Annotated in this window: 19 protein-coding genes and 1 pseudogene; 6 read left to right on the forward strand and 14 right to left on the reverse strand. The window is 73.2% G+C overall.

Going from position 1 to position 19426, the window contains the following annotated elements; all coding sequences use genetic code 11:
* The 3 genes from mobA to B1H55_RS10805 form a co-directional block, all read right to left on the reverse strand.
* On the reverse strand, positions 1-340 hold a 340-nt coding region (gene mobA, locus B1H55_RS10795; protein ID WP_158083334.1), incomplete at its 3' end, for a molybdenum cofactor guanylyltransferase.
* The gene (gene moaC, locus B1H55_RS10800) at positions 337-825 is read right to left on the reverse strand and encodes a cyclic pyranopterin monophosphate synthase MoaC (protein ID WP_073451112.1); all 489 of its coding nucleotides are present in this window, start codon (positions 823-825) and stop codon (positions 337-339) included. The genes moaC and mobA, both read right to left, overlap by 4 nt.
* 13 nt (positions 826-838) lie before the next feature.
* Positions 839-2200, reverse strand: coding sequence for a molybdopterin molybdotransferase MoeA (locus B1H55_RS10805; protein WP_080461734.1), 1362 nt, complete (start codon positions 2198-2200; stop codon positions 839-841).
* 76 nt (positions 2201-2276) lie between these two features.
* Here B1H55_RS10805 and B1H55_RS10810 point away from each other — a divergent pair, with 76 nt between their 5' ends.
* Positions 2277-2759: a molybdenum cofactor biosynthesis protein MoaE gene (locus tag B1H55_RS10810; protein ID WP_073451114.1), complete on the forward strand. Its 483-nt coding sequence runs from the start codon at positions 2277-2279 to the stop codon at positions 2757-2759.
* Positions 2760-2809: 50 nt separating this feature from the next.
* On the opposite strand, the gene B1H55_RS10815 is transcribed toward B1H55_RS10810, so the two are convergent.
* The 3 genes from B1H55_RS10815 to B1H55_RS10825 form a co-directional block, all read right to left on the reverse strand.
* Entirely contained in the window at positions 2810-3079 is a 270-nt protein-coding gene (locus B1H55_RS10815; RefSeq protein ID WP_077239876.1) for a MoaD/ThiS family protein, read from the reverse strand.
* 53 nt (positions 3080-3132) lie between these two features.
* Positions 3133-4356: a GTP 3',8-cyclase MoaA gene (gene moaA, locus B1H55_RS10820; RefSeq protein ID WP_077239877.1), complete on the reverse strand. Its 1224-nt coding sequence runs from the start codon at positions 4354-4356 to the stop codon at positions 3133-3135.
* A gap of 89 nt (positions 4357-4445) precedes the next feature.
* Positions 4446-4748: a DUF2249 domain-containing protein gene (locus tag B1H55_RS10825; protein WP_073451117.1), complete on the reverse strand. Its 303-nt coding sequence runs from the start codon at positions 4746-4748 to the stop codon at positions 4446-4448.
* Between the two features lie 160 nt (positions 4749-4908).
* Here B1H55_RS10825 and B1H55_RS10830 point away from each other — a divergent pair, with 160 nt between their 5' ends.
* Genes B1H55_RS10830 through B1H55_RS10840 form a run of 3 tightly spaced genes read left to right on the forward strand, consistent with a single transcriptional unit; the run spans position 4909 to position 9012 of the window.
* Positions 4909-6072 carry a hypothetical protein gene (locus B1H55_RS10830; protein ID WP_077239878.1) on the forward strand — a complete coding sequence of 388 codons (1164 nt, stop codon included), beginning with the start codon at positions 4909-4911 and terminating at the stop codon, positions 6070-6072.
* Positions 6069-7535 (forward strand): hypothetical protein, encoded by a 1467-nt coding sequence (locus B1H55_RS10835; RefSeq protein ID WP_231952600.1) that lies wholly within the window; start codon positions 6069-6071, stop codon positions 7533-7535. The genes B1H55_RS10830 and B1H55_RS10835 overlap by 4 nt, the downstream gene beginning before the upstream one ends.
* Positions 7519-9012 (forward strand): multicopper oxidase domain-containing protein, encoded by a 1494-nt coding sequence (locus B1H55_RS10840; protein WP_077239879.1) that lies wholly within the window; start codon positions 7519-7521, stop codon positions 9010-9012. Before B1H55_RS10835 ends, B1H55_RS10840 begins: the two co-directional genes overlap by 17 nt.
* Before the next feature lie 58 nt (positions 9013-9070).
* On the opposite strand, the gene B1H55_RS10845 is transcribed toward B1H55_RS10840, so the two are convergent.
* The 4 genes from B1H55_RS10845 to aroA form a co-directional block, all read right to left on the reverse strand.
* Complete coding sequence (locus B1H55_RS10845; RefSeq protein ID WP_080461735.1) at positions 9071-9820, reverse strand: helix-turn-helix transcriptional regulator; 750 nt, start codon at positions 9818-9820, stop codon at positions 9071-9073.
* A gap of 99 nt (positions 9821-9919) precedes the next feature.
* On the reverse strand, positions 9920-10612 hold the full coding sequence (locus B1H55_RS10850) for a GNAT family N-acetyltransferase (RefSeq protein WP_077239880.1): 693 nt from the start codon (positions 10610-10612) through the stop codon (positions 9920-9922).
* 5 nt (positions 10613-10617) lie between these two features.
* Positions 10618-11742, reverse strand: coding sequence for a ribosome small subunit-dependent GTPase A (rsgA, locus tag B1H55_RS10855; RefSeq protein WP_077239881.1), 1125 nt, complete (start codon positions 11740-11742; stop codon positions 10618-10620).
* Positions 11742-13184, reverse strand: a complete 1443-nt coding sequence (gene aroA / locus B1H55_RS10860; RefSeq protein WP_077239882.1) for a 3-phosphoshikimate 1-carboxyvinyltransferase — start codon at positions 13182-13184, stop codon at positions 11742-11744. The genes rsgA and aroA overlap by 1 nt, the downstream gene beginning before the upstream one ends.
* A 121-nt stretch (positions 13185-13305) precedes the next feature.
* Between aroA and B1H55_RS10865 the strand changes: the two genes are divergently transcribed.
* Together B1H55_RS10865 and B1H55_RS10870 are read left to right on the forward strand one after the other, a co-directional pair.
* Positions 13306-13569 (forward strand): type II toxin-antitoxin system Phd/YefM family antitoxin, encoded by a 264-nt coding sequence (locus tag B1H55_RS10865; RefSeq protein WP_073451123.1) that lies wholly within the window; start codon positions 13306-13308, stop codon positions 13567-13569.
* Positions 13566-13994: a type II toxin-antitoxin system VapC family toxin gene (locus B1H55_RS10870; protein ID WP_077239883.1), complete on the forward strand. Its 429-nt coding sequence runs from the start codon at positions 13566-13568 to the stop codon at positions 13992-13994. Before B1H55_RS10865 ends, B1H55_RS10870 begins: the two co-directional genes overlap by 4 nt.
* Before the next feature lie 148 nt (positions 13995-14142).
* On the opposite strand, the gene B1H55_RS10875 is transcribed toward B1H55_RS10870, so the two are convergent.
* The 4 genes and pseudogenes from B1H55_RS10875 to B1H55_RS12695 all read right to left on the reverse strand — a co-directional run.
* Entirely contained in the window at positions 14143-16503 is a 2361-nt protein-coding gene (locus B1H55_RS10875) for an NADP-dependent isocitrate dehydrogenase (protein WP_077239884.1), read from the reverse strand.
* Positions 16504-16595: 92 nt separating this feature from the next.
* On the reverse strand, positions 16596-17102 hold the full coding sequence (locus B1H55_RS10880; protein WP_073451126.1) for a DoxX family protein: 507 nt from the start codon (positions 17100-17102) through the stop codon (positions 16596-16598).
* 85 nt (positions 17103-17187) lie between these two features.
* Positions 17188-18395: pseudogene (locus tag B1H55_RS10885) on the reverse strand (IS110 family RNA-guided transposase).
* Between the two features lie 439 nt (positions 18396-18834).
* Positions 18835-19426: CHAP domain-containing protein (locus B1H55_RS12695; protein ID WP_205635520.1), on the reverse strand; the 592-nt coding region annotated here is incomplete at its 5' end.

The raw sequence follows: 19426 nt of genomic DNA on the forward strand, positions 1-19426 counted from the left end.
CGGGCGCGTCACAGGTGAGCACGGCGGTCACGGGCGCGGCCTCGGCCGGCCCGCCGCCCGCGGCCAGGGCCTCGAGCCCGGCGGCGATCCCCGCCACCGGTCCGCCCAGTGGCGGGTCCTCCAGGGCCCGCAGCACCCCTGCGGGCAGCGCCACATCCTCGGGGGCGACGACGACGGTGCGCCCCGCGGGAATCCCCCCACTGGCGCGCAGGGCGCTGATCCCCTCCAGGACGTGGTCGAGCAGGCGCCGACCGGCGACGAGCACATCCGGCTTCGAGATCCCGCCGAGGCGGCGGGCGGTCCCTCCCGCGAGGACGACGGCGTCGAGCCCGCCCATCATTCCGGACGCGTCCAGTCCCCGCTGCGACCACCGGACTTCGCGGTGACGCGGGCGTCGGTGAGCATGACATCGCGGTCGACGCCCTTGACCATGTCCACCACGGCCAGGCCGGCCACGGTGACGGCGGTGAGCGCCTCCATCTCCACCCCGGTGCGATCCGCGGTGCGCACGGTGGCGCGGATCTCCACGCCGTCGTCGACGATCCTCAGGTCCACGCTCGCCCCGTGCACGCCGATGCCATGCGCCAGCGGCAGCAGCTCGGGGACGCGCTTGGCGGCGGCGATGCCGGCGATGCGCGCCACGGCCAGCACGTCGCCCTTGGGGACGGTCCCCGAGCGCAGCGCCTCCACGATCGCCGGCGAGCAGCGCACGGTGGCCGCAGCGCTGGCCGAGCGCGCGGTGGGGGCCTTCCCGGTGACGTCGACCATGCGGGCGGCGCCCGAGGAGTCGAGGTGGGTCAGTCGGATGGGGGCGGGATCAGTCATCTCGGGCTCCTCGTCAGTAGGGGCGGGCGGGGGAGGGCAGGGGGATGAGGCCGACGACGTCGCCGGGCCGTGCCCCGGCGGAGCCCTCATCGACGACGGCCAGGGCCTGCGCGGCGCCGAGCGAGGACACGAGGTGCGAGCCCGAGCCGAGCCGGTGGGTGGGCTCCACCCAGGGCAGGGCCGGCCCCGTCCCATCGGGGGCCGCCGGCAGCGGCTCGGGCGGCGGGCTCGGCGCGCCGACGACTCTCACGGGGACGTACTGACGCCGCCCCACCGGGCCCGTCCACGCGGCGGCGGCCCTCGCGCGCGAAGCGGCGGCGGCCATGGCGGAGGTCCGCGGGTGGCCGGCGAGGAGGGCGAGCGCGGGGGCGACAACGAGCGTGAAGGACACCAGCACGCTGACCGGATTGCCCGGCAGGCACAGCAGCGGCACCTCGCGCCCGTCGTCGGAGAGGACGGCGCCGTGGCCCTGCGGCTTGCCCGGCTGCATCGCGACCTTGGCGAAGCTGATCCGCACCCGCGCCCCGGGGGCGGTGCGCGTGTTGGCCGCGCGCGTGGCGAGCATGGTGAGCGGGTCGAAGGCCCCAGCGGACACGCCGCCCGAGGTCACCACGAGATCGGCGCCCCCGGCAGCCTCGACGAGGGCGCGGGTCAGGTCCTCGGCGGTGTCGGCGCTGCGGCGCGCGCCCGCGAAGGCGGCGCCGCATTCGCGGACGAGGCCGGCCAGCAGCAGGGAGTTCGAGTCCGGGATCGTGCCCGGGGCGAGCCCCTGCCCCGGGGCGACGAGCTCGGCGCCGGTGGATACGACGGCGACCCGCGGGCGCGGGCGGGCCAGCACCTCGTCCCGGCCAACCGAGGCGAGCGCGGAGATCGCGGTGGCGCTGAGCACGGTCCCCGCCCTCATGACCGGGTCCCCGGCGGCGCACCCCTCGCCGGCCCTCCTCACATTGAGGCCGATGCCAGGGGCGGCGTGGATCGCGACCGCCCCGGGCAGTGGGCGCGGACCCGGGGACTGGTCGGTGTCCTCCACCCTCACGACGGCGTCGGCGCCCTCGGGCAGCATCGCACCGGTCATGATGCGCATCGCGGTCCCCGGGGGCAGGGGCGCCGGAGCGCTGCCCGCCGGGACATCGCCCGACACCGGTAGGACGACGGGCGCCCGCTCGGCGGCACCGGCGGCGTCCTCCGCCCGCAGGGCGTATCCGTCCATCGCCGAGTTCGTCCACGGCGGCACCGGCAGCGCGGCGGTGACATCCTCGGCCAGGACCAGCCCGTGAGCGTCCTCCAGCGGTACGGGGACGGCGTCGAGCGGGCGCAGGGCGGCCAGGGCCTCGTCGACGTAGCGCTCAGGCGGGATCATCGCGGGGCTGGGCATGGCTCCTCCTCGGGGCGGTTCGGCGGGCGGGCGGTGTAGGGTCTGGCGCGTCCATCATGCGATCGAGGAGGGCGGGATGGCGCGCGAGGCGGACTACTGCGCTGCGCACGAGGCTACCGGTGCCACGGGGCAGGGGGGCGCGCGGATCATGCGCGCCGAGATGACCGAGGACCCGGTGAGCGCCGCCGAGCTGGTGCGCGCCGTCGCCGATCGCGCGGCCGGGGCCGTCGTCGCCTTCGACGGGATGGTCCGCGATCACGACGAGGGTCGCTCCGTGGAGTCCATCGCCTACTCGGCCCACCCCAGTGCGGGGGAGATCATCGGGCGGATCGCCGCGGATATCGCGGCGCGACCCGGCCTGCGCGCCCTGGCGATCGTCCATCGCACGGGCGAGCTCGCGATCGGTGACACCGCGCTGGGCGTGGCGATCAGCGCCGACCACCGCGCCGAGGCCTTCGCGGCCCTCTCCGACGCCGTCGAGGAGGTCAAGCGCCGCCTGCCCGTGTGGAAGAACCAGCGCTTCTCCGACGGCACCACCGAGTGGAGCAACTGCGCCTGAGCGGCGCGCCCGGCCTCGGGCGAGGCCGGGCGCGGGCGCGCGGATCGGGCTCAGCCCCCGGCGAAGGGCGGCAGGACGTCCACCCGGTCGCCGTCCGCCAGCGGGGCCAGGGAGTCCGCGGGCGTGGACAGGCCGTTGACGAGGAAGGTCGAGATGCTGATGATCCTCGCCATCTCGATGCCGCGCCCCGCCAACTGCTCGCGCAGGCCCGCGAGCGTGAGCGGGCCCGCGGCCTCCAGCCGCTCCTCGGTGCGGCCCGCGGCCTGGGCGGCGGCGGCGAAGTAGCGCAACTCGATCACCGCAGGCGCGGATGCTGTCATGGTGGTCCTTCCGTGTGGCTGGGGGCGGGGCTCCTGGGGCGCTGGGGCGGGCCTCATCCGCCGATGGCGGACATCGTCCGACCCGGCCTCGCGAAGCCCGAGGGCAGTGCGCCGGGATCGTCCGACCCGTGGGCGAGGGGCTTGCGCCAGGCGACGGCGGCCCATAGGCGCATGATGTCCTCATCCGTCGCTCCTGAGCGCAGGGGCGCGCGCAGATCGGTCTCGGTGGTGGAGAACAGGCAGTTCATGAGGCGGCCGTCCGCGGTGATGCGGGCGCGGTCGCAGTCGGCGCAGAACGGGGCGGTCACCGAGGCGATGATCCCCACGCTCCCGGCGGGATGGGCGGCGCCGTCGTGCTCGCCGGCCGCCACGCGCCATAGCGCGGCGGGACGGCGGTCCGGGCGCCCGGCCTCCTCCAGCGCGAATCCCGCGCCGGTCAGCGCGGCGAGGATCCGCTCGGCGCCGACGACGTCGGCGGCGCTCCAGGACTCGCGCGGGCCCAGGGGCATGTGCTCGATGAAGCGCAACTGCCACCCGCGCCGCAGGCACTCGGCGAGCAGGCGGGGCGCCTGGGCGTTGAGCGTTCCCGGCAGGGCGACGGCGTTGACCTTGATGGGAGCCAGGCCCGCGGCCTGCGCGGCGGCGGCCCCGGCCAGGGCATCGTCGAGCCGGTCGCGGCGGGTGAGCGCCGCGTAGGCCTCGCGGTCTAGGGCATCGATGGAGACGTTGACGCGGGCCAGGCCCGCGTCGCGCAGGGCGGCCGCGCGCTTGTCCAGCCCGATCCCGTTGGTGGTCAGCCCGATGTCCGGGACCGCGCCGTCGGGGGTGCGCAGGGCGGCGATGGCGCTGATGATCTCCTCAAGGTCCCGGCGCATGAGCGGCTCCCCGCCGGTGATGCGGATCCGCTCCACCCCCAGGCGGGTGATGGCGATGCGGGCGAGGCGGCCGATCTCGTCGGCGGTGAGCAGGAGGGGGGAGTCGAGCCAGTCCAGGCCCTGTGCGGGCATGCAGTAGGAGCAGCGCAGGTTGCAGCGGTCGGTGATCGACAGGCGCAGGTCCCGCACCGTGCGCCCGTAGCGGTCGATCAGCCGGCTCGGCGTGGGGCCCGGCCAGGGGAGCGCCGCAGTGCCCGGCCCGCCCGCGACTGGTCCTGCGCCGGCTCCTGCGTCTGCTTCAGGGCCCGCCCCGCCCGGTCCCTCGGGCGCGCGGCGCCGTGGCATCGGCAGGGGCGTCCTGTCGTTGCCGATGCCCGGGGCGAGAGCAGGGGCAGGGATCATGGAATCAAAGGATACGGGGCGCCCATCCCGAATGGGGATCACGACGGGACGACCCTGCCGAGATCCCCGCCTGAGGGGCGCCGCGGGACTCAGGCGGTGCGGCGGATCTCGACGCGCGCGTAGCCGTCCTCGGCCTCGAGCAGCTCGTGGCTGAAGGCGCCGTCGAGCTGGTCGATCTGGGCCAGCAGCGGCGTGGGCACGTGCGGGGCGAGGAGGTCGAAGGACTCGCCGACCGCCAGGCTCGACGCGGCCCCCAGGACGGCGGCGTGGCGCAGGCGGTGGGGGATCGCGCGGGCGTCGAGGGAGAGGCGCTCGTCGCCGCACCCGCAGCCGCATCCGCAACCGCCGGACTTCTTCTCCTCGATCGGCAGGAGGTTCGGGTTCTCGCTCATGTGGTGCTCCTTGACGTGGGGTGGGCCGACCGGCCCGAGGGTCCATGCGGTGGCCGAATGGCTGTGATCGGCGGCCTGGCGGCCACCGGGTGAGCAGGACCGCTGCCGCGGGCGTTGCTCGCCTCCTCACGACTTTAATACGGTAGGCCCTGTGATTAAAATGCTGGGCCGGGGCGAGCAGGGCGGCCCCATGGGCGGGCCCCGGGGATCCGGGGGGCATCCGCCACCCCGGCTCGCGCCCCGGCTCCTCACGCTGGCCATGGCCGGCGCCTGCCTGCTCACCGGCCTCGATACCGCTCTCCTGCGGCTCAGCCTCCCCGCGCCGGTGAGCGACGCCGGCCTCGCCCCCGGTGCCCTGGCCTCCCTCCACGGCCCCCTCATGCTCGTGGGCTTCCTCGGCACGGTGATCTCCCTGGAGCGGGCCGTGGCCGCGCGGGCCGCCTGGGCCTTCCTCGCCCCCGCCGGGCTGGCCCTCGGGTCGCTCCTCGGCCCGGTCGGCGCGCCGCAGGGCGTCGGCCGTCTGATCATCCTGACCGGGGCGCTCGCCCTGGGCGCCATCTGCATCGCCGTCCACCGCCGCGCCCCCTCGGTGGCCGGCGACGTCGAGGCCCTGGGCGCCATCGCCCTCATCCTCGGCTGCCTGCTGTGGATCGCGGGCGTCCCCATCGAGGACTGCGCGCCCCTGTGGCTCCTCCTGCCCACGCTCACGATCGTCGGCGAGCGCCTCGAGCTCGCCCGCGTCGCCTTCCTCGACGGCGCAGTCGAGGCAGTCGTGGCGGGACTATCGGCCACCGCGCTGCTGGGAGCCTGCCTCCACCCCGCGGGCGACCGGGCGGCGCTCATCATCGGCCCCGCGCTCCTCGGGCTGGCCGTGACCATGGCGTACTACGACGTCGCCCGCCGCACGATCCGCTCCCGGGGCCGGGCCGCCGGCGCCGTCCGCTTCTCGGCCGCCTCCATGCTCGCCGGCTACCTCTGGCTCGCGATCGCCGGGGCGGCCTGGACCATCTGGGGCCTGACGGGCGACGCCTACGAGATCATCATCCACGCCCTCGGCCTGGGCTTCGCCTTCTCCATGATCCTCGCCCACGCCCCCACGATCATCCCCGCGATCGTCCACCGGAAGCTCCCCCATCACCCCCTCATGTGGCTGCCCCTGGCCCTCCTCCACGGCGGCCTGGCACTGCGGGTGTGCGCGCTCGCGGCCGGGGCCCTGCGCCCCTGGCAGGTCGGCGGCGTGGCGGGGATCATCGGGATCCTCCTCTTCATGCTCATCGCCGTCACCCGGGCGATCTCCTCGGGCCGGATCGGGAGCCGCCCATGATGCCGCCGACACCCGTGCCCGGCGCCTCCGGCCGCGCTCCCGGTCGTTCGCCCCAACACCCCGGGCGCGCGGGCGGAGCCGGAGGCAGGCGCGCTGGCAGGCGCACTGCCCAGACGCGCCGCAATGGCGTCGTCCTGGCCTGGCTCGCCGCGGCGGGCGCGGTGACGGTGGGCGTCCTCGCCGGCCCGCTGGCCGCCTGGGGGACCTGGCTGCCCCTGCACATCCTGCTGCTGGGCGGCATCGGCTCGGCGATCACCACCTGGTCGGCCCATTTCGCCGATACCCTCCTCCACCGGCCCGCCTGGGGCGGCGCCGCGCTCCTCGACGCCCGGCTCGCCGCCCACGGCCTCGGCGCCATTGCCGTGCTCACCGGCATCACCGCGGGCCTGGACGGGCTCGCCCTGGCCGGTGCCGCAGTCGTCATCGCCCAGGCCCTGCTGGGCGCGGTGGCGATCATCGTCCAGCGCCGTCGCGCCATCGCGCCCCGGATGGGGGCGCTCGCCCTCCACTACGCCGTCGCCCTCGTCGCCCTGGCCACGGGCGCCCTCCTCGGCTGGCTCACCAGCTGGGCGGGGGAGCGCGGCGGGAGCGGAGGCACGGTGAGCCCGCGCCTGGTCGACGCCCTCTACATCGCTCATACGACGACGATGCTCCTGGGCTTCGTGGGCATCACCGTGCTGGGCACCCTCACCGTCCTGTGGCCCACGATGCTGCGCACCCGCATGGAGCCCGACGCCCCGCGCCGGGCGGTCAGGGGGCTGCCGGCCCTCGTGGTGGGGACCGCGCTCGTCGCCGGCACCGGTGCATGGGCGCCGCTCGGGGCGCTCGGCGCGGCGACTTACCTGCTGGGCGCCGCGAGCGTCCTCGGCCCCGCGCTGCGCACCGCCCGGCGCGTGCCCCCGAGCTCCTACGCCACTGCCTCGACGGCGGCCGCGGTCTGCTGGTTCCTCGCCGGCGTCGTCCTGCTCGGCATCGGGATCGTGGGCGCCCTGGCCGACGGCACGGGAGGCGGCGGTGCGGCCGCTCAGGCCGCAGCCACGCGCCAGGCGATTCACGGGCTGCGCCTCCCGCTGGCCGCGGGCTTCGCCCTCCAGGTGCTGATCGGGGCACTGTCCTACCTCACGCCCGTCATGCTCGGCGGAGGCCCCGCCGCCGCGCGCGCCACCAACGCGATCCTCGATCGCGCCGCCTCCTACCGCGTCACCGCCGCCAACGGCGGGCTGCTCATCGCCCTCGCCCCGGTCCTGACGACGCCGGTGCGCCTGGCCGGGGCCCTGCTGGCGGGCGCGCTCGCGGCCGCCGTGCCGGTGGGCATGGTGCGTTGCGCGCTCGAGCTGCGGCCCCGTGGCGCCAGTGATCCGGCCCGCGGCCCCCATCGCTCCAGCGAGGCCCATCCCGTCCCCTCCCGCCCCGTGCCCGCGGGCGCCCCCACCACCGGAGAGCACCATGACCGACGTCCCTGAGAAACCGAGTGCTCCCAGCGCTCCCAGCGCTCCCGAAGCCACCAGTGCCCCTGGCGCGCCGACCGTCTCCGGCGCCTCGGGCTCCTCCAAGGCCGCGGGCGCCCTTCCCGCCCGCGCCCTCGACCGGCGCGGGGCGATCCTCGGCGTGGCCACCGCGGGCGCGGCCGCCGTCGTCGGCACGGCGATCCACGCGTGGGACGGCGACTCCCAGGGCGGTGCCAACGGTTCCGGCCGCACCACCGAGGCCACGGTCACTGTGGAGGGAATGCGCTTCGTGCCCGACACGATCGACGTCGCCAGCGGGGACCGGCTCGTCATCACCCTGGAGAACACCGGCGACCAGGTGCACGACCTCGTCCTGGCCGGCGGTGCCACCACCGGGCGCGTCGCGGCGGGCGCCAGCGCACGGGTCGACGCCGGTGTCATTACCGGGCCCGTCGAGGGCTGGTGCTCCATCGCCGGGCACCGCGCCCAGGGCATGGTCCTGCGCATCACCGCTGACGGGCAGGCGACGGGCACGGCCCAGTCGGGCCGGGCGGTCACCGGCCACGGTGCGCACGGCCCGGCGTCGGATGGCCCGAGCGCCACCCCGAACCTCGAGGCGCCCCTGCCCGACGGCTTCACGCCTTTCGACGCCGCCCTCGCCCCGGCGCCCGCAGGGACCGTTCACCAGCACACCTTCACCGTCACCGAGCTGCCCGGCGCCTACGTGGGCGCGGGCGTCACCCAGACCCGCTGGACCTTCAACGGCACGGCCCCCGGCCCCGTTCTGCGCGGCAAGGTGGGGGACATATTCGAGATCACGCTGGTCAACAACGGCTCCATGAGCCATTCCATCGATTTCCACGCCGGGATCGTCTCCCCGGACGCGGTCATGCGCTCCATCAATCCCGGGGAGTCGCTCGTCTACTCCTTCACCGCCGAGCACGCCGGCATCTGGCTGTACCACTGCTCGACGGCGCCCATGAGCGTCCACCTGGCCTCCGGCATGCACGGCGCCGTCATCATCGACCCCGATGGCCTGGCGGCTGCGGACCGCGAGTACGTCCTCATCCAGTCCGAGATCTACTTGGGCCCCGAGGGCGGGCAGACCGATGCCGCGAAGGTGTCGGCCAAGACCCCGGACCTCATGTGCTTCAACGGGGTGGCCTTCCAATACGCCCTCCAGCCCCTCCAGGCCCGGGCGGGGGAGAGGGTGCGCTTCTGGGTGATGGACGCGGGCCCCTCCCTGCCCACCTCCTTCCACGTGGTGGGTCTCCAGTTCGACACGGTGTTCCTCGAGGGGGCCTATCAGCTGGGCGGCCCCGACGGCGTCGGCCGCTCCTGGAGGGGAGGTTCGCAGGCGCTCGGCCTTCAGCCCGCGCAGGGCGGCTTCGTGGAGGCCGTGGTACCGGCGGTCGGCAGCTATGCGGTGGTGACGCATGCCTTCGCGGATATGGAGAAGGGCGCCAAGGCGATCCTCAAGGCCGACGAGTAGACAACGGCACGGGGCATGCTCGATCCCGTCTCGCCTGGAGCCGCCCGGGCCCGGGGGATCAGTCCTCGAAACGGGCGTGGCAGCCGTCGTCCAGCAGGGGGTAGACCGCGAGCAGGGGGCGGTCGCCGTGGTCCGGCGCCCCCTCGGGCGCTGCCGGCAGCAGGCCGCGTCGCTGAGCGACGGCATTGAGGAAGCCCTCATGCATCGCGCAGACCAGCGGATGGGGCGCGCGGGACCGGGTGACGAGCGGGCAGGCCTTGAGGACGACCTTCTCGCCCTCGATCTGCGGGGCGAATCCCATGAGGGCGAGGTCGGGGAGGAGGGCGGCGAGGCGGTCCGAGTCGCCGGCGCCCTCGGGAAGGGGCTCGGCGGCCGGCGCTGGGCTCAGCTCGGCCCAGCGGTGCCCGATGCGCAGGGCGATGCTCTGGGCCTCGTGGCCGGTGCCGAAGGTCTCGACGATCGCGTCGAGGAGGGTGAGGTAGGAGTCGATGACGATCATCGGGTCGGGGGAGACCGCTGTGTAGAGCAGCGCGGGACGGCCCCTCCTGCCCGTGGGGCGCGTCGACGCCGTCACGAAGCCCGCCTCCACGAGGGCATCGAGGTGCTCGCGGACCGTGTTGTGGTGGAGGGCGAGGCGGTCGGCCAGCTCGGCGGCGGTCAGGGGGACGGTGGAGGCCTCGACGAGTTCGAGGACCCGGCGGCGCGCCACGGTGAGGTCCGCCCGGGCGGACAGGTCCGACCAGGTGGGTCGGGGCAGGAGCTCCGCCGTGGGATCAGGAGCGGCTGATGCCGCCGGTGAGTCGGGCATGAGATGAGCCTATGCGCGCCGCAGGCCGGAGGACAGCCTCGAAGGTCCCTCACGTCACAGTCATGGCCGTCGGCCGGGTTTCCGCCCCGCCGCCCGGGCTCACGTGAGCAGGGATCGGGCCTCGCGAGTCATGGCGCGGTAGGAGGGCAGGGGCGCGCCGGGGGCGATTGACGCGGTGGTGCGGAATCCGTGGCGCTCGTAGAGGCGGGCGGCCCGTTCGCTCGTGGCCTCCAGGTGCGCGGGCAGGCCCGAGGCATCGGCCCTCGCCAGGCCGCGGTCCAGGAGCGCTGAGCCGACTCCCGTGCCGCGGGCGCTGGCGTCGACGGCGAGCAGGTACAGGTACCAGTGCGGGCGGGGCGGGCGAGCGGCGAGGCAGGCCGCCGTGTCCCGGGTCAGGAGCTCCCAGGCATCGCCGAGCAGTGCCAGATCGATGCCGCCGTCGGCTCCCGAGCCATGACCCTCCAGGTCCGCCGGGGTCTTCGGTGCGCGCTCGACCCGGTTCCACAGGGCCGCGCCGAGAACTCGGCCGTCCCCGTCCACTGCCAGGTCGACGACGGCGCCCCCGGCGATCCCATTGGCCGACGGCTCGCCGCTGTCGGTGAGGTACTCGCTGTCCAGGGTGACGCGGTGCAGGTGATCGAGGGCCGCCAGGGGGTCGGGCGCGGCGCCGATGATGACCCGGACCACCGGATCGTCCGCGAAAACGTTGGTGAGCAGGGCGGCGACGGCGTCGAGGTCGTCCGGCCCACCGGGGCGCACAACCGGGGGAGAAGGGACGCGCGACGCCGGCATGCTGCTCATCGCGGGTTCGGCCGGGTCGGGTCCTCGGCCTGAAGGGAGGGTGCGAGGAGCCGGCGGAAGGAATCGACTCGGGCGGCGCGCGACTCCGCCCCCAGCCCGCTGCCCGGGCCATCGGCGCCACCAGGTTCCCAGGGCTCGCGCCCGGCGGCCCAGTCGTCGAGGGCGCAGTCGATGACGCCGGTCTCGTGGGTGCAGCCGCGGGGGCACTCCTCGGTCACGGCGGCCAGGTCCGGGAAGCCCCGCAGCAGGTCCGCGCTCGAGACGTGCGAGACCCCGAAGGAGCGCACCCCGGGGGTGTCGATGACCCAGCCGCCGCCGGGCAGCTCCAGGGCCTGCAGGCTCGTGGAGGTGTGGCGGCCGCGGCCGGTCACCCCGTTGACATGCCCGGTGACGCGGTCCGCCCCGGGGACGAGGGCGTTGATGAGCGTCGACTTGCCGACCCCCGAGTGGCCCACGAACACGGCGGTGCGCCCCGCGATCGCCTCCCGGACGGCGTCGGCCCCCTCACCGGCGCGGGATGCCTCGGCGCGCGAGGCGGGGTCGAGGCGGGTGGGCAGCGAGCGCACCCCGAGGGGCGTGTAGAGGGCGAGCATCGGGGAGGCGTCGGCCAGGTCGGATTTCGTCAGGACGAGCAGGGGTTCCATGCCGGCGTCGTAGGCGGCCACGAGGTAGCGGTCGATCATGCGGGGGCGCGGCTCGGGGTCGGCCACCGCGGTGACGATGACGAGCAGGTCGGCGTTGGCGACGACGGGGCGCTCCGTCCCGGCGGCGTCGCCGTCCTCGGCGCTGCGGCGCAGGAGGGTGCGGCGCTCCTCGATGCGCACCAGACGGGCGAGGGTGCCGTCGCGGCCACTGAGGTCCCCGACGACGGCCACCCGATCCCCGACGACGATCCTGCCCCGGCCCAGTTCGCGGGCCTTCATGGCGGTGATATCGCCCGTGGCGTCGAGCGTGGGGGAGGGATCGGCCAGGCGGATGCGGTAGTGGCCCCGGTCGATGCGGGTGACCATGCCGTGGACGGCGTCGGCGTGCGCGGGGCGCTGCTTGGTGCGCGGCCGCGACCCCCGTCCCGGGCGCACGCGCACGCGGGGGTCGTCGGTGCCGATATCGCGGCGGGCCATCAGCGCACCTCCCGCCCGGGGGCTGCCGATGGGGCGGTGGCGAGCATCCGCTCCCACAGCCTGGTGAAACCCGGAAGGGTCTTGGCCGTGCAGGCGACGTCGTCGAGCAGGGTGCCGGGGATGGCCAGGCCGATGATCGCGGCGAGGGTCGCCATCCGGTGGTCCGCGTAGGAGTGGAGCAGGGCCGGGCGCAGCCGGGCTCCGGCGGCCAGGGCCCCGATCTCGATGCCGTCCGCGGTCTCGCGGGCGGGCGCGCCCAGGCGCCGCGCCTCGGCGACGATCGCGGCGAGCCGGTTCGTCTCATGCCCGCGCAGGTGCGCGATGCCCCTCAGGCGCGAGGCGCGCCCCTGGGCGGAGGCGAGGATGGCGAGCGCGGCGACGGTGGGCGCCAGCTCGCCGACGTTGGAGAGGTCGGCGTCGATTCCTGCGAGCCTCCCAGTGCCGGTGGCCTCGAGGGTGAGGGAGCCATCGGGTTCATCGATGAGCCGGGTGGTCCCACCGAGCCGCGGCAGGAGATCCCGCCAGGCGTCCCCGGCCTGCGTGGTGGCGGCGGGCCAGCGCGGGACGCGCACGCTCCCGCCCGCCACGAGTGCGGCGGCGAGGAAGGGGCCGGCATTGGACAGGTCCGGCTCGATGGCGATCTCGCCGCCCGTGGGCCGGCCGGGAGCCACCGCCCAGGCGCGTTCGCCCTCGGGAATGCCTGCGGCGGGCTCGTTGACCCGTACCCCCCGCTCCCGCAGAGAGGCAACGGTCATGGCCACGTGCGGGAGGGAGGGCACGGGCCCCGTCGGGGTGATCCGCGCGCCGCCCGGCAGCAGGGGGGCGGCGAGCAGGAGGGCGGAGAGGAACTGGGAGGAGGCGGCCGAGTCGACGGCGAGGCCCCGGGCCCCGCCCCCCGGGCGCTGCGACCCGTCGTCGAGCGCGCCGGGGGTGATGAGGACGGGGAGGAAGCCGGGTTCCCCCTGGCAATCCACGCGCGCCCCTAGAGCCGAGACGGCGTCGAGCAGGGGGCCGAGCGGGCGGGCGCGGGCGGCCCCATCCCCGTCGAGGAGGACAGGGGCGTCGGCGAGCGCGGCCAGTGGCGGGATGAAGCGCATGACGGTGCCCGCCAGGCCGCAGTCGATGCGCACCGGCCCGTTGGCGCCGCCCGGGCGGGTCGCCCGGCTGACGGGGAAGGGCAGTGGCGCTGGGGTGACGCGCAGGCGCGTGGGGGAGCCGTCCTCCTCGAAGCTCGCGCCGAGCGTGGTCAGGGCGGCGATCATGAGATCGGTGTCGCGGGCGCGCAGCACGCCGGTCAGCGCGCTGGGCCCGGCAGCGGTGGCTGCCAGCACGAGGGCCCGCGCGGTCAGCGACTTCGACCCCGGCAGCTCCACGACGGCGTTGAGCGGCCCCATGGCGCATGGCGCGGCCCAGGCGGGGGCGTCGGTCGGCTCGTCATGCACGGGGCAGACTCTACGGCGCGCGGGCCGCGACTTTGAGACGATTTCGCGGCGACGATCGGACCTGGTCTCCCCAGCAGGCATCACCTACACTTGTAGGTACATATCTACAAGAGAGGGTGTCATGCAGACCACGATCACGGCGAGGGCACTGAACCAGGACGTGAGCGCGGCCAAGCGCGCCGCGGCTCATGGTCCTGTGGTGATCACCGATCGGGGACGGCCGTCGTTCGTCCTCATGTCCATCGATGACTACCGCGCGCTGAGGCCGAAGAGATCTCTGGCCGAGGCTCTCCGGATGGATGACGGAAGCGAGGATGGCGAGGATATCGATATCGAGTTCAGCCCGGTGAATCCCGGAGCCCTCCCGAGAGCGGCGGACCTGTGAAGTACCTGCTTGATACCAATGTCGTCAGCGAGTTGAGGAAAGCGCCCGGACGGGTTGATCCAGGGGTACTCACCTGGGCCTCTTCTGAAGACGAGCAGGATATGGCGCTGAGCGTCATCACCGTGCTCGAGGTCGGGCTCGGCGTTGCCCGCCTTGCACGCAAGGACCCCGTCCAAGGCAGCCGTTTGCGGGACTGGTACGAGCGGGTGATCCTTGAGGACTTCGCTGAGCGGACGCTCCCCATCACACCCGCCATCGCACGGCGATGCGTCGAACTCCATATCCCCGACCCTCGCCCAGACCGCGATGCATGGATAGCGGCCACAGCGCTGGAGCATGGCCTGGTGGTGGTGACGAGGAACACCTCCGACTTCGCACCCACAGGAGTGGAGCTCCTCAATCCTTGGCGCTCAGGCCTCGTCTGATCTCTTGACGACCTGGTCCCCGTGCCTTCGCAGTGACCGTGGGCACTGAGCATGAACCGCACCAGTTCCCTGCCGCCATGGGTTCGAGATACTCAGGCGGGGATGTCGGTGAGGCGGCCGCGGCCAGTGCCACGAGCGTGGTGGGGCTTCAGATCCCGTCGATGACGGCGTTGAGGGCGGCGCTGGGGCGCATGACGGCGGCGGTGAGATCGGCGTCCGGGTGGTAGTAGCCGCCGATATCCGCGGCGCTGCCCTGGACGGCGAGCATCTCGGACTGGATCGTGTCCATGACGGCCTCCAGTTCCTCCGCCACGGGGCGGAAGACATCTGCCAGCTCGGGGTCCACGGACTGCGCCGCCAGGGCGCGCGCCCACTCCAGGGCGAGCCAGGCCGCCGATCCGCGGTTGTCGATCTGCCCGCGCTCCCGGCCCGGGGAGCGGTCAGCCTCCAAGAAGGCGGTCGTGGCGGCGTCGAGGGCATCGGCGAGGATCGCCGCCGACGGCTTCTCACCGCAATCGGCCACATGGCGCAGGGCCTCGGCCAGGGCCAGGTACTCGCCCAGGGAATCCCAACGCAGGTGGTTCTCCGCCAGCAGTTGGGCCACATGCTTGGGGGCCGAGCCGCCCGCGCCGGTCTCGTACAGGCCCCCGCCGCTCATGAGGGGCACCACGGAGAGCATCTTGGCACTCGTGCCCAGCTCCAGGATCGGGAAGAGATCCGTGTTGTAGTCGCGCAGGACGTTGCCGGTCACGGAGATCGTGTCCTCGCCCCGGCGCGCCCGCTCCAGGGACAGGCGCGTGGCCGCCACCGGGTCGAGGAAGCGAATGTCTGGCCCGGCGCCGTCCTCCGAGCCCTCCGCGGGCTCGTCATCGCCGTCGGCCTTCTCCACGTGCTCGTCGGCGCCCTCTCGGGCCTCACCGGCATCGCCGTCGCCGCCCTCGGGGAGGGCCACGCCCTCCTCGGCCAGGTAGCGCGTGACGAGCGAGATGAGGACGGCATCGTGGGCGCGCTCCGGGTCGAGCCAGAACACGGCGGGGGCCCCGGTGGCGCGGGCGCGGGCGATCGCCAGGCGCACCCAGTCGCGGATGGGGGCGTCCTGCGTCGTGCAGGCGCGCCAGATGTCCCCGGGCTCCACCTCGTGGGACAGCAGCACGGTGCCCGGCTCCACGCCGGCGCCCTCGATCGCGACCACCTCCACGGTGCCCGCGGCATCCATGATGAAGGTCTTGTCGTGGCTGCCGTACTCCTCGGCCCTGCGGGCCATGAGACCCACGTTCGGGACCGTTCCCATGACCGCCGGGTCGAGTGCGCCGTTGGCCTTGCAGTCCTCGATGACGGCCTCGTAGACGCCCGCGTAGGAGGAATCGGGGATGACGGCGAGGGTGTCGCGCAGCTCGCCATCGGCATCCCACAGGGTTCCCCCGCGCCGGATCATGGCCGGCATGGAGGCGTCGATGATGACGTCGGAGGGCACGTGGAGGTTCGTGATGCCCTTGTCGGAGTCCACCATGGAGATGGCGGGGCCCGCCGCCAGCTCGGCGGTGATCGACTCGCGGATCGCCTCCCCGCCGGGGACGGCGTCCAGCCCGGCGAGGATCGAGGCGAGCCCGTCCTCGACCCGCAGGCCGGCGGCGGCGAGCGCGTCCCCGTGCTCGGCCAGCGTCCTCGGGATGACGGCGGCGACGGCATGGCCGAAGATGACGGGGTCGGAGACCTTCATCATCGTGGCCTTGAGGTGGACCGACAGCAGCAGGTCCTCCTCCTTGGCGGCGACCGCCTGCGCGGCCAGGAAGGCGTCGAGGGCGGTGGCGCTCATGCGCGTGGCGTCCACGACCTCGCCGGCCGTGACGGGCAGGTGCTCGCGCAGGACGCGGGGCCCGCCACCGCCCGCGGGCACGAAGCGGATCTCCAGGGCGCCGTCCTCGCCGACGACGACGCTGCGCTCGTTGTGCTTGAAATCCCCCTCATCCATCGTGGCCACGCGGGTGCGCGACTCGGGGGACCATTCGCCCATGGAATGCGGGTGCGAGCGCGCGTAGGCCTTGACGGAGGCGGGGGCGCGCCGATCGGAGTTGCCCTGGCGCAGAACGGGGTTGACGGCGCTGCCCTTGACCGCGTCATAGGCGGCGCGGACCTCCTCCGCCAGGGGCGAGGCCGGGGCGTCCGGGTAGGAGGGGATGTCGAAGCCCTGCCCCTGCAGCTCGGCGATCGCGGCCTTGAGCTGGGGCAGGGAGGCGGAGATGTTGGGGAGCTTGATGATCGTGGCGCTCGGGGAGGAGGTGAGGTCGCCCAGGCGGGCCAGGCCGTCGTCGGCCAGCCCGAAGGCCGCCAGGATGCGCCCCGCCAGGGAGATATCGGCGACGCCGACGCTCACTCCCGCCGCGCGCGTGTAGGCCTCCACGATCGGCAGGAGGGAGGCCGAGGCCAGCATGGGGGCCTCATCCGTGAGGGTCCAGACGATGTCGGGCTCGATAGCGGGCTCGGTGTCGGCGGTGGGGCGGTCGGTCACTGGAACGGCTCCTCGGGTCGGCGCGGCGGTGGAAATGGGGCGGGGAGGGGCGGCACGGACCGGCGTCGACCGGCGCATGCCCATGGGCAGGCTCAGGCGGAGGCGCCCTCATAGCGCCGGCGCACCTCGGCCCTCGCGGCCTGGATCGCCTGGCGCTGCTCCCGCTTGTTCGCAGCGCGCCACGCCAGCGAGGGGCGGCCGGCGCGGTCCACGGAGGCCAGCAGGAGGCCCGCGCCCAGTGCGCCCCGGCGCAGGAGCCCGGAGACGGCCTCGAGGCGCGCATCCCTGCCCTTGACCGCCCATACCGGGTGGTTGACGACGGCGAGCGGCACGTTGATCGCGGCCAGCACGGCGGCACTCGTGCGCGGCGCGCGGCCAGTGGCCAGGCCCAGGCCCGCGGCGACGCTCACGGCCCCGAGCGCGCGAGTGGCCAGAGCGGCGTCGGAGTCCATCACCGGCGGGACGCCCGCGCGCTCCAGCGCGGGCGTCACCTGCCTCATCTTCGCGACGTGGCGCTTGGGGCGGGTGATCGCGTCGATGCCATCGACGACGAAGGTCGCGGCGAGCAGGGGGCGGGCGACGGCGCGCAGAAGATCCATGCCCCTATCCTGGCCCACCTCGGCGGCGCGGGCCAGGCCCAGACCCCCGCGAGTCTGCGGGGGGGGGGTGCCCCTATGTGGTGTGTCAAGCGGCGGTGGCCAGTTTGGGTGCTGGTTGTGGGTCATGGAGGGTGGCGTCGCGGGTCATGGCGTGCAGGGTGAGGATGCGGCGGTGGGCCAGGGCGATGACGGCTTGGCCCAAGGCGCTTTGCCCTGGGTGATCTTTCGCTCGTAGTAGGCCCTTGAGACGGGGTCGGAGCGCAGCAAGGCGAAGGCGGAGCCGAACATGGCGCGTTTGAGGCGCTTGTTGCCGGCGTGGGAGACGTACTCGCCTCTGATCGAGGTGCCCGAGCGTCTGGTCACTGGGGTGAGCCCGGATGTGGGAGGCCAGGTGGGCTCCGGTGTGGAAGGTGCGCCCGAGGGTTTCGGCAAGTAAGACGGCGGCGGCCGGGACCCCGACCCCGGGCACGGGTGGTGGGGACCGGGCAAGAGAGGGTGGGCCTCGGCCTGGGTGGCGACGTCGTTGCGTTGGGCGTGTAGGGCGGCCAGCTGGTGGGCCAGGTGGGGCAGGACGACGCCGACGGCGTCGGTGCCAGCCACGACCACGGTCTGCTTGTCCAGGGCGCCGGTGATGGTCTGTGCCCAGACGGCATGGCGCTTGGCGCCCTTGGATTTGAGCTTGGCGTCGATCCGCGCCCGCCCGGCCTTGCGCAGGTCGGCGGGGGTGGGCCAGGCGGAGATCACCTCCAGCACGCTGTCGTGCTCCAGCCACTTGCCCAGCACAGCCTCCAGGGCCGGGCGGGGTCTGGGTGCACACGGGCCCCGGATCCGGCCCTCTGTCTGGCTGGTCCTGCCGGGCCAGGTCCAGGCCCGGACCCGGTGAGCATCGACAGTGCGGCAGCGTCCTCATCCGACGTGCTGATGGACCTGAGCGTGTGGGGCATGGTGCGGGCCGCGTTGGCGATCACGGCCGCGTCCTTCGCGTCGATCTTGGCGTTGCCGGGTGTCAGGTCCGCGATGCGCCTCATGGACAGTCCCGGAAGGTAGCCCACAGCCAGCCCCGCGTCCTGGGCGACGGCGACGGCCAGTGCTCCGATGGTGGCGGGCTGGTCAACAACCACCAGCACCCGACCATGGGAGGCGAGCCGGTCGTAGAGGTTGCGCAGGCGGTCCTCGCTGTTGGGCAGGACCTTGTCGAAGACCTTCTTACCCTGCCTGGTCACAGCAGTGGCCCAGTGGTCTAACTTGCCGACGACTGGTGCCGATGATCACGTCGATGTCGTCGATGCGCATCCCCATCGTCCTTCGTCTCGCAGTGGTGCGGGGCCAGCCTCAGACCGCCAGCCCCGCCCCACGTATGCGTTAGACCTCAGCGGGTCATTCCCCTCATCAACGGTCACCAGCAGCCCTGCGGTAGCCGGTGACTGGATCATTGACAAGACAGGGGCAAGACACCATGCCCACAGCGGCTGGCCCAACCACCGGTATCCCATCACCGGCGACCACCAACAAGGTAACAGGTTTCTTTGGTCAGAACCCATCCTGGACACGCTCCCTGCGTGCACCCACACACGACATGCACCCCACCCTAGCATCCCAACGATCAGACCGGGTGCACATCCCGCCCCGGTGAGAAAAGCTCACTGCAACCGGGCAAGAATGCTCCGGTTGTGTAACTGCGCTCGTCAGGATTCTAATAAAACGCCTCCGAAGAGCGCGATTGGTGACTTTATTAATCAAGTCGCCAAATCTTGTAAATATAATTGCCGATACAGCGTCGAGAAAATGGTCCTCGATTAATTTGCTGCGTGTAGCCAAAATTGGAGTCTATTACTTGCGCTGTGCGCTCATTTCCTCCTGCTGTGATAATGGCTGTATGTCCAGAGTTTTGGCTGGGATAAATCCATTGACAGATATCTCCGGGTTGGACGTCGCCCCAGGTTCTGACCTCTGTGCAAATTCGGTCCCAGGAGCCATTGTATCCCCATGGGAAATTATCAAGGTATACTGGTTTGCCTCCGGCTGCTCGGATAATACCTTGGACCCAAGAGGCGCATTGCCCTCCGTATGTGCCGTTTCTCCATCTTTCCGCTATGGAGATGATCGCTGCATTCAATCGTCCTGTTGGCGAGCCATTCGGAGATGATGGAGTGATGGGATGAGCTACGCAGAGCTGCCCTATCTCGCGATGAGCTGCTCCTAATGCTGTGATGGTTTGGGCCATGTAGCGGGTGTAGCCTGATGCTCCTGATAGTGCATGGATCTCGACCATGCCGCGGGCAGTCCCTTGCGTCTTTACGAAGAACAGATCGCCGTTGACGACG

The sequence above is a fragment of the Actinomyces denticolens genome, from assembly GCF_002072185.1.
GTDB classification, from domain to species: domain Bacteria; phylum Actinomycetota; class Actinomycetes; order Actinomycetales; family Actinomycetaceae; genus Actinomyces; species Actinomyces denticolens.

What these genes read in the sequence shown, in the direction of transcription:
- moaC (WP_073451112.1), bottom strand. Translation starts at nt 825, where the DNA reads ATGACTGATCCCGCCCCCATCCGACTGACCCACCTCGACTCCTCGGGC.
- B1H55_RS10805 (WP_080461734.1), bottom strand. Translation starts at nt 2,200, where the DNA reads ATGCCCAGCCCCGCGATGATCCCGCCTGAGCGCTACGTCGACGAGGCC.
- B1H55_RS10810 (WP_073451114.1), top strand. Translation starts at nt 2,277, where the DNA reads ATGGCGCGCGAGGCGGACTACTGCGCTGCGCACGAGGCTACCGGTGCC.
- B1H55_RS10815 (WP_077239876.1), bottom strand. Translation starts at nt 3,079, where the DNA reads ATGACAGCATCCGCGCCTGCGGTGATCGAGTTGCGCTACTTCGCCGCC.
- moaA (WP_077239877.1), bottom strand. Translation starts at nt 4,356, where the DNA reads ATGATCCCTGCCCCTGCTCTCGCCCCGGGCATCGGCAACGACAGGACG.
- B1H55_RS10825 (WP_073451117.1), bottom strand. Translation starts at nt 4,748, where the DNA reads ATGAGCGAGAACCCGAACCTCCTGCCGATCGAGGAGAAGAAGTCCGGC.
- B1H55_RS10830 (WP_077239878.1), top strand. Translation starts at nt 4,909, where the DNA reads ATGCTGGGCCGGGGCGAGCAGGGCGGCCCCATGGGCGGGCCCCGGGGA.
- B1H55_RS10835 (WP_231952600.1), top strand. Translation starts at nt 6,069, where the DNA reads ATGATGCCGCCGACACCCGTGCCCGGCGCCTCCGGCCGCGCTCCCGGT.
- B1H55_RS10840 (WP_077239879.1), top strand. Translation starts at nt 7,519, where the DNA reads ATGACCGACGTCCCTGAGAAACCGAGTGCTCCCAGCGCTCCCAGCGCT.
- B1H55_RS10845 (WP_080461735.1), bottom strand. Translation starts at nt 9,820, where the DNA reads ATGCCCGACTCACCGGCGGCATCAGCCGCTCCTGATCCCACGGCGGAG.
- B1H55_RS10850 (WP_077239880.1), bottom strand. Translation starts at nt 10,612, where the DNA reads ATGCCGGCGTCGCGCGTCCCTTCTCCCCCGGTTGTGCGCCCCGGTGGG.
- rsgA (WP_077239881.1), bottom strand. Translation starts at nt 11,742, where the DNA reads ATGGCCCGCCGCGATATCGGCACCGACGACCCCCGCGTGCGCGTGCGC.
- B1H55_RS10865 (WP_073451123.1), top strand. Translation starts at nt 13,306, where the DNA reads ATGCAGACCACGATCACGGCGAGGGCACTGAACCAGGACGTGAGCGCG.
- B1H55_RS10880 (WP_073451126.1), bottom strand. Translation starts at nt 17,102, where the DNA reads ATGGATCTTCTGCGCGCCGTCGCCCGCCCCCTGCTCGCCGCGACCTTC.